The organism is Angustibacter peucedani, from assembly GCF_054779595.1.
In genome coordinates, this window is record NZ_BAAGXY010000112.1 from 1 (window position 1) to 2,414 (window position 2,414).

4 protein-coding genes are annotated in these 2,414 nt (G+C 43.8%); 2 read left to right on the top strand and 2 right to left on the bottom strand.

From position 1 onward, the window contains the following. Positions 1-34: 34 nt before the first annotated feature. The gene (locus ACYVJ4_RS16550) at positions 35-457 is read right to left on the bottom strand and encodes a hypothetical protein (protein WP_017384396.1); all 423 of its coding nucleotides are present in this window, start codon (positions 455-457) and stop codon (positions 35-37) included. A gap of 614 nt (positions 458-1,071) precedes the next feature. Beyond that, positions 1,072-1,779: an XRE family transcriptional regulator gene (locus tag ACYVJ4_RS16555; protein ID WP_017384394.1), complete on the bottom strand. Its 708-nt coding sequence runs from the start codon at positions 1,777-1,779 to the stop codon at positions 1,072-1,074. Positions 1,780-1,893: 114 nt separating this feature from the next. On the opposite strand from ACYVJ4_RS16555, the gene ACYVJ4_RS16560 reads away from it, so the two are divergent. Beyond that, positions 1,894-2,112 (top strand): transcriptional regulator, encoded by a 219-nt coding sequence (locus ACYVJ4_RS16560; RefSeq protein WP_032645228.1) that lies wholly within the window; start codon positions 1,894-1,896, stop codon positions 2,110-2,112. A gap of 1 nt (position 2,113) precedes the next feature. Continuing rightward, positions 2,114-2,311 (top strand): DUF4222 domain-containing protein, encoded by a 198-nt coding sequence (locus ACYVJ4_RS16565; RefSeq protein ID WP_000019788.1) that lies wholly within the window; start codon positions 2,114-2,116, stop codon positions 2,309-2,311. The last annotated feature ends 103 nt before the right edge of the window (positions 2,312-2,414 follow it).

Consider the following 2,414-nt stretch of genomic DNA (forward strand, 5'->3'; position numbering starts at 1 on the left):
CCAGTGAAGGTGTTATTTGTTTTATTGTTTAGCGTTACTTATTGAATTCGATCTTGTCCGCTTTAGAGCTAATAATGCTCTGCATTTCATCCAGTTTTTGGGAGACGAGACTTAAAACCCCAATTGAGTTTGATTCTGTTGGTATATCATCCATTGAATTATAAACGGCAAGCTTACAATCGCCGATATCACAAGCCCAAGAGTTAAGTTGATTAGCTAGCGCTGTTAGCGACTCTAATTTTTGTCCCCGTTGACATTCAGCTCCAGCATGGATGCTAAGTTGCTCCACATACTCGTAAGCAGTTTGGCTGGTCTTTAGCATAGAACGAATCAGGCAGGCAATTGTGTTATCGGCTTCCGGTGAAAATTCATTTATGCGGTAAATAACCTCCAGTAACGAAGCATTCTCAGTGATTTCCGCAGCAATATCATTTAGCATTTCGATTGGATTTTTCATTATCGTTTATCCCATTCATTTTTATGGGCCTCGTTTGCATAGTTGCAGACAAACGCGAGAAGAATGTCGCTAATTTCTCTATACTCGTCATCATCAACCGCCGATAACAAACTAGCTGCTTCAACAATCAAGGACATATTCTTGAAGGCATCACAAGGATGGATGGACAACCCCTTAAATGTTTTTATCTTCTGAGACATTTTCTATCACCTCTGAGTTGATTTGATAGAATGATGATAGAGCCTGCTATTGGCCTTTGCAATAGGTATTGCTATTTAAATTGCTATTGATTTTTATGTCATTGATATCAAAAATAAAAAAAATATATTGCTGATGTGTTTGTAACAGCACGGTAGAAATAATTGTCCTTTAGACAGTGATCTACCAATACATGAGATATCGGGAGTTGGAGCATCGAAGCTTGAGAATAAAATGGACTGTGAAAGGGCGAGATACTCGCAGAGAGAAAGAGGGTAGGAGTTCCGATCAGGTAGTCGCCCGCCTGGTTGACTGGTGGTTACTATTGTGGGGGCACATAGAAAACCCGGCGCACTGGCCGGGTTAAGAATCTACTCAGCTTGTTATGCGTAAGTTTTTATTTTCATTTGCATTATTCACCCATGCTTCCTGTAGGTCTGCGGCATGCTGCCGATCACCTTTCCGAAGATGAAAATTTTGTTCATCTCTTCCTTCTCGATTGGGTCCCATGGTAGATAGGTATGGTTGTCAGAGATAACTAAGAGTTTGTCTTTCATCTTTTGTAAGCGCTTAACATGCGATGTGTCATCGTAGATGAACGCGTATATACCGTCGCCGTCGAAATGCTGAACGCTGATATCGACGAAGAGTAAGTCCCCTGGCTCTATGGTGCCAGACATGCTATCACCTCGAACGTTGATGATGCGTATCTGCTCCTGTTTCCGGCCATTAAACATTTGACGGGCATCTTCAACTGAGTATTCCACGGAGCGCAGCACCTCCACGAATTCGCTGTTAATTATGCCCGGGCCAGCACTTACGGTAAGGTCGAGTACGTCAACTCTGAAGATGGCTGGATCTTTTTTGTTATTCATCGGTGGGGGTGGTTGTTGGTCGTCACCCCTCATTGGTCCAGTACCGTTTGATAGCCACTCCGAACGAACACCCAGGGCATTAGCTATTTCAACGATTTTAGTTGTGCCTCTAGCATTTCCAGATGTTATTCGCCATATGGTTGGTTGTGCCATATTCGCCGCTTTGGCTAACTGACCCTGGCTCATGCCCATCTCATGCATTGCGTAGTTAAGTCTGTCAGCTAGCGTCTTAAGTGTTCTCTCTTGCATATTTATAGCCTCCGCTATCACATTCTAGTCAAGCATGATAAACAAGTCTATTGCTCATTCCAATAGCAAATGCTATCATAATTTCGATAGCAACTGAACGGGATTAGCAAAAAAATGAAATCAGCAATTGAAAGAGCTATTGATGCTGCTGGAGGAGTAAATGCTCTAGCTCGCGCTATAGGTGTAAAACAACCCTCTGTCTCTCGCTGGAGAAAGGTTGGTGTTGTTGGGGTGGAACATGTGCCTGATGTTGCGGCCTTTACTGGGATTCCCGCCCATGAACTGAGACCTGACAAACCAAAATTATTCCCGCACCCGGGCAATGAGGTGTGATATGTCGCACTCGATCACTACCGAAAACCAAGTTAAGCCATTGGATATCGATTATCGCGATCCGCGCGGTGTGATTGTGCATGTCACCGGCTGGAATCGGGATAAACAGCAGGTGTACTTCACCAGGCAGAATTATCCGCATGAATGCATGCAGCCTGTCTGGAAGTTTCAAAATTATTTCAGGAGGGTTGTGGAGTGAGCAATTTCTTACAGCTCGTTGATCGTCCAATAGCCTTTCAACGGTCCTTCGTTCGCCTTGGCGTGGGTATTACAGGTGCATTGCTATTGTCACAGATTGTCTA